4 protein-coding genes and 2 pseudogenes are annotated in these 6,174 nt (G+C 64.6%); 5 read left to right on the top strand and 1 reads right to left on the bottom strand.

Translation table 11 applies throughout. The features are described from left to right. From AB4089_RS22805 to AB4089_RS22820, 4 genes and pseudogenes are all read left to right on the top strand, one after another. A partial coding sequence (locus tag AB4089_RS22805) for an SCO6880 family protein (RefSeq protein ID WP_441411544.1) occupies positions 1 to 819 on the top strand: 819 nt, incomplete at its 5' end. Then, positions 820 to 2,417 (top strand): annotated as a pseudogene (locus AB4089_RS22810) (ATP/GTP-binding protein). Next, positions 2,414 to 4,183 (top strand): type IV secretory system conjugative DNA transfer family protein, encoded by a 1,770-nt coding sequence (locus AB4089_RS22815; protein WP_441411545.1) that lies wholly within the window; start codon positions 2,414 to 2,416, stop codon positions 4,181 to 4,183. The pseudogene AB4089_RS22810 and the gene AB4089_RS22815 overlap by 4 nt, the downstream one beginning before the upstream one ends. Positions 4,184 to 4,194: 11 nt before the next feature. Next, positions 4,195 to 4,635, top strand: coding sequence for a DUF4913 domain-containing protein (locus AB4089_RS22820; protein WP_441411546.1), 441 nt, complete (start codon positions 4,195 to 4,197; stop codon positions 4,633 to 4,635). A 470-nt stretch (positions 4,636 to 5,105) separates the two neighbouring features. Here the strand turns inward: AB4089_RS22820 and AB4089_RS22825 are convergent, their stop codons facing one another. Continuing rightward, positions 5,106 to 5,399, bottom strand: coding sequence for a hypothetical protein (locus tag AB4089_RS22825; protein ID WP_441411547.1), 294 nt, complete (start codon positions 5,397 to 5,399; stop codon positions 5,106 to 5,108). A gap of 211 nt (positions 5,400 to 5,610) precedes the next feature. On the opposite strand from AB4089_RS22825, the pseudogene AB4089_RS22830 reads away from it, so the two are divergent. After that, positions 5,611 to 5,985: pseudogene (locus AB4089_RS22830) on the top strand (IS30 family transposase); the annotation flags it as partial. Positions 5,986 to 6,174 lie beyond the last annotated feature (189 nt).

The raw sequence follows: 6,174 nt of genomic DNA on the forward strand, positions 1-6,174 counted from the left end.
GGGTCGGCCACGCTCCGGGCCTGGGTATCCCTGTCGTTTAACGCCTCCCTGCGGGCGGGATCGAAGAAGCGCACACCGGAGGACGTGGCCCGTGACCTCGCGTCCCGGATCCCCGGGCTGTCGGCCCGGCTGCAGTCCACCGGCGCCGGCATCGCCCGTCCAATGTCAGCGCAGGAACTCTGCGAGGTCGTCCGGATCGCCTACGATCCTCCCGCTGCCCTGATAATTGATCAAGCGCACGCCGCCGGCTCCCCGGTCTCCCTGACCTGGGGCGAAGTCGGCCCCTCCGCGACGCAGGCGTCCTGGGATGACTACCGGCACGACAGCGCGTTCTCAGTCTCCTGGACCATGACCGGCGCCCCGCGCGGGTCGGTGAACTCCTCGGTCCTGTCCAGGCTGCTGGCCCCGCACGGGGACATCGACCGCAAACGCGTCTCGCTGCTGTACCGCCCGATGGACTCGGCCCGGGCCGCCGCCGTGGTCGAGCGGGACCAGAACAACGCCAACGTCCGCATCACCTCCGGGACCCGGCCCTCCGCGCGCGCCCTGGTCGATGCCCGCTCCGCTGCGCAGACCGCGACCGAGGAAGCCCAGGGCGCCGGGCTGGTGAACTTCGGGATGGTCGTCACGGCCACAGTGACCGATAAGGAACGCCTCCCCGACGCTGTCGCGGCCGTGGAACAAACCTCGGGTACCGCCCGGGTGCTGCTGCGCCGGGCCTACGGCGCGCAGGACACCGCGTTCGCCGCGTCCCTGCCCTTGGGTCTGGTCCTTCCCAAGCACAGCATGGTGCCGTCCGAGATTAAGGATGCCCTGTAAATGGCCCGCATGAAACTTTTCACCCGACCTGCCAAGAAGGCTGCAGCACCCGTCAAGAATGCGCCCAAGAAGACGTCGACGAAGGAACCACGTGAGGCCGGGCCGGCTGCCCGGGGCTGGACCGGACGCGGCGGCGGCATGGCCCAGCTCGTTCCGTCCGTGACGGAATACCGGGGAACCACGGTCCAGGTCTGCGGGCTGTGGCCGTTTTCCTCCGGGGCGTCCTCGCCCATGATCGGCGTCCCGCTCGGACGCCATGAGGAGACTCAGGCACGGTCTGCTGTGACCCGATCAGCTGGTTCCAGCGGGCACGCCTGATTTCCAATCCGTCCGCGTTCATCCTGGGCAAGCCGGGGCTGGGCAAGTCCACCGTGGTGCGCCGGATGTTCATCGGTCTCTCCGCACAGGGCGTCCACCCCCTGATCCTGGGGGACTTGAAAGGCGAGCACGTCAAAGCGGTCCAGGCGCTCGGCGGACAGGTCATCAGGCTCGGCCGCGGCGTCGGCTACCTGAACATTCTCGATCCCGGCCAGGCCGTCGAAGCGGCGCAGCTGCTCGAATACAGCGGCCACCATGAGGACGCCGCCCGCGTCCGCGCCGACGCGCACGGCCGCCGCCTGACCATGGTTGTCTCCCTGATCACGATCAGCCGGAACAACCCGCCCACCGATCAGGAACAGACCATCCTGGACCGTGCCCTGCGCGTCCTTGATGACCGGTTCGACGGTGTTCCCGTCCTGAAGGACCTTTTGGACGTGATCATCTCCGCACCCGATGAGCTGCGGCAGGTCGCCCTGGACCGTGGCGACATGACCGTCTACCTGCAGGAAACCCGCGCCTTGGAGGCAACCCTGCTGGGCCTGTCCGGTGGCGGGAAGCTGGGAGAAGTCTTCTCCCGGCGCACCACCAACCCCATGATGCGGGACCGCGCCGTGGTCTTCGATGTCTCCAGCATTGACGAGACCGAAACCGACCTGCAGGCCGCCGTCCTGCTGGCCTGCTGGTCCTACGGTTTCGGCACGGTCAACGTCGCCAACGCCCTCGCCGACGCCGGGCTGGAACCGCGCCGGAACTACTTCGTCGTCCTGGATGAGCTGTGGCGGGCGCTGCGCGCCGGTAAAGGCATGGTGGACCGGGTGGACGCCCTGACCCGGCTGAACCGCTCCGTCGGTGTCGGGCAGATCATGATTTCCCACACCATGTCCGACCTGCTGGCGCTGCCGGCGGAAGAAGACCGGATGAAAGCCCGCGGCTTCGTGGAACGCTCCGGCATGGTCATCTGCGGCGGCCTCCCGGCCTCCGAGATGCCGTTACTGACCTCCGCCATTCCGCTGTCCCGCCAGGAGCAGCAGAAGCTCATCTCTTGGCAGGACCCGCCCGCCTGGGACAACCGCGGGCTCGACGTCGAACCTCCCGGACGCGGGAAGTTCCTGATCAAGGTCGGCGGCCGGCCCGGCATCCCCGTTCTGGTGGGCTTAACGTCCCTTGAGCAAGGCCCGGATGGAGTCAACGACACCGAAGGAAAGTGGCATGAGGCGCCGGAAACGCTTCTCGAGCCAATGACCCCTGACCTGCCCCTGGAAGGAGGCACGCTGTGAGCGCACCGAACCGTAAAGGAATGGGACTCGGAGATGCCCTGCTGGTCTGGTTCGCCATAGGCTTCATCGTCATCGTCGGCGGCGGGACCTACGCTGCCGCCCACCTGGGATCCTGGATGGCCGGCATCGACGCGCCGCCCAAACATCCCATTGATCTGATCGCCGGGCTGGTCAAGGGCCGGGTGCCGTGGCCCGTCCAGTCCACCGTCGCGGGGGCCCTCATGGCAGGCGTTGTCCTGGTTCTGGCCATCGTCGTGCTCGTGGCGTGGAGGAAGGGTGCGTCCAAGCGTGCCCGCGTCGACAAGGCCGCCCGGTACCTGGGCCGCGGCAAATCCCTGGCTGCGTTCTCCGAGAAAGGCGCGAGGGCGACTGCCGAGCGGCTGGGTGTGACAGGCACGCCGGGCATCGTCGTGGGCAAGGTCGTCTCCACCGGCCAGACATTCATTCAGTCCTGGGAAGACCTCAGCCTCGATATCTGGGGCCCTCGTACCGGTAAGTCGACCTCACGGGTCATGCCCGCGATCCTGGACGCACCCGGCGCTGTGGTCTCCACCTCGAACAAGCGCGACGTCGTGGACGGCACCCGTGGCGTCCGCGAAGTCACGGCCCCGGTGTGGGTGTTCGATCCGCAGAAGATTGCCCAGGAGGAACCGGACTGGTGGTGGAACCCGCTCTCCTACGTCACCGACGAAGAGAAGGCCTACAAGCTCACCCAGCACTTCTCAGCCGGTTCGCGTCTTCCGGGATCCAAGCCGGATGCCTATTTCGACCCCAAAGCCGAAGACATCCTCTCCTCATACTTCCTCGCGGCCGCACTGGGGGAGCTGCCCATCACGCAGGTCTATGTGTGGGTGACCGAACAGGTCAGCCAGGAACCTATCGAAGTCCTGAAAGAGCATGACTACGAGCTGCAGTACAAGGGTCTGGAGTCCACGCTGAAGCTTGCCGACAAGCAGCGTGACGGTATCTTCGGCACGGCCGAGAAGATGATTCAGTGCCTCAAGTCCAGGAACACGCTGCGCTGGGTCGCCCCGACAGGCGGCGCGACGGTGGCCACAGACGCGCGCCGGCAGTTCAACCCGCACGCGTTCGCGGCCTCGCAGGAGACGATCTACATCCTCTCCAAGGAAGGAGCCGGCTCTGCTGCACCGCTCACGACAGCGTTGACGGTGGCGATCGCGGAGGCGATGGAGGAACGGGCCGAGCGCAGCGGCGGCCGCCTGCCCAAACCTGCGCTGTTCGCCCTCGATGAGTTGGCCAACGTCGTCCGTTGGGCAGCCCTGCCGGATCAGTTCAGCCATTACGGCTCCAAGGGCCTGATCGTCATGGCCATCCTGCAGTCCTGGTCCCAGGGCGTCGAGCTGTGGGGCGAAGCAAACATGCGGAAAATCTGGTCCGCCGCGAACGTCAAGGTCTACGGCGGCGGCGTCGCAGAAGAAGGCTTCCTCCGCGCCCTCTCGGACCTGATCGGTGACTACAGCTACACCAACGTCTCCGTCTCCTCCGGGAAGTCCGGGTCCAGCCGCTCCCGACAGGAAGGGAAGGAGCGCATCTTCGATGTCTCCAACCTCGCCGAACTCGACCGGGGCCGCGCCGTCGTCCTCGCCTCCGGCGCACCGGCCACCCTGGTCCGGACCATGCCCTGGTACACCGGACCGCACAAGGACGCTGTAGAGGCATCCATCAAAAAGTATAGCCCCCGGCCGGAGCAAGACGAAGTGCCGCTCGCTGCAGCAGCTGCCGCCAATCCCTGGGTCACCGGGTAGGAAGTTCCAAGATGACCATCGACATCGGCCGATTCAGCGAAGCGCCCGGCACCAGCGCAGAAGAGCCCGCCAGCACGGCTGAAGACGAGCAGAAGCCACCGGAACTGGTCTACGGCTCAGCCGAAGAGTTCCTGCACGAGCAGCTCCTGCCCACCTACGTCCGCGACGTCGACGGCCGCGCAGCAAAATGGTGCATCGAATGGTACTTCCACCCCGAAGCAGTCTCCCGGATAGAAGCGCTGTGGCGGGCCTGGGAACACCTCAGGCTCGACGGAGCCACCGGAATCAGTGTCTGGTTCAAAGACCACGCAGACCACCACATGAGCGTGCTCCTCGACCCGCGCGGACCGTTCTACAAATGCGACATGCAAAAACACCGCGACCCGGAACACCTGGAGCCCAAGAAGGCCCCGAACGGCTGGTTCCCCGACGTGCGAGTCCAGGAGAGGTAGCTCTGGCAGAACTAGGTGACTCTAAGCTGTCCACGGTTGGGGACAATCCGGGTTATCCACGGCTGGAAATCGGGAGCCATTGGGGTGCTCCCTCAGCAGCAGTAGCGGTGGATAACCCATCAGGATCGTCCCCGGCTGTGGGCAGCGGGCCCTGCCTTCACCCCAAACACCCGCAATCATCCACCAGGCTGTTGCGGAATTGCCGAATACCTCAGCGTGGCCGGCTGTCAGGGTTGAATCCAAGACTGTTCAGCGGACCCGTCCAGGAACTGCTTTCCGGACCCTATTCTGACGAGCATTTCACTCCTGCCTGACGTCAGGATGGGGTGTAGCTCATAGAGAGCGGCCACCTCCTACTCACGGGGGTAGGTGGTTTTAGGGAATCTATTCAGACAGTAGCCCGCATTCAGGACGGAAATTTGTCCTCGAGGCTTTGTGGATGGCGCAGCCCAGTCGTCGTGTCCTCTGGTTCACCTTGGCACGATCCATTCGCGGGACTCCCGACTTGTGCCGCATGGCACTTCGTGGTCGACACGAACCGTGTAATTGCCGTAATCGCGTTGTATGACCAGGATTCCCTGCCTGCGCTCAAGAGCGGCGGGTATGAGTCTGCTGATGGCACGGCTAAGCTTCTCGTCTCTGCTCTGGGGCTCCTCTAAAGTGATGACTTCAAGGGAAAGAGAAAGCGCCGGGTTTGGGAACACTCCGCCGCCCGTGAGCGAGAAGGCAGCGCTGGCTTCCGGTTCATGCAACTTGTAGGACACAAGTCCTCCTTTACTAGGTCGACCGGCGTGTACGGTCGGAATTGCCGTTTATGTGGTTTCTGCCGAATCGCACGGCCTGCTTACAGGCGTCTCGTCTGGTAGAGCGGAAGCTTCCACCCGACTGCATATGAGGTTGATTTCCTGGCGTCCGTCCTGCAAGGAATTCGAGGGCTGGCCGAGGTGCGTCAAATTGGGGTGTAGTTCAGCACGACTGATCGAGACCATGGCCACGCTGCCGCAACACCTGCGCGGAACCCTGACCTGGGACCAGGATGCGGAAATGGCCCTGCACAAGTCCTTCGGCATCGCCAAGGACGTGGACGTCTGCGACGCCGCCAGCCCCTGGCAGCGCGGATCCAACGAGAACACCAACGGATTGCTGCGACAATACTTCCCCAAAGGCACCGACCTGAACGCCTACGGACCCGAGGATCTCGAGCACGTCGCCCAGGAACTCAACGAACGACCACGACAGACCCTCGGGTGGGACACCCCCGCGGAGCGTCTCCGTGATTTACTGATAGCCATTGACCACCTCGGGTGTTGCGTCGACCCCTTGAATCCGCCTCAGTGGGCGCTTTCCTAGCCGCCTATGGGCAGCTTTTCATGGCCGCTAAGAGGCCGTCGAGATTCACGTTGCGTCTCGGAGGACCGTGACAATCACTCGAAGCTGATCATCTGCCTGAGCACGGATCCTGTCGCCAGCTCGTCGAAGGCTGTATTCAAGTCTTGGAGCCGGATGTGGCTGGAGATCAACTTCTCGACGGGCAAGCGG

The organism is Arthrobacter sp. 2MCAF15, assembly GCF_052115605.1.
Lineage (GTDB): Bacteria > Actinomycetota > Actinomycetes > Actinomycetales > Micrococcaceae > Arthrobacter.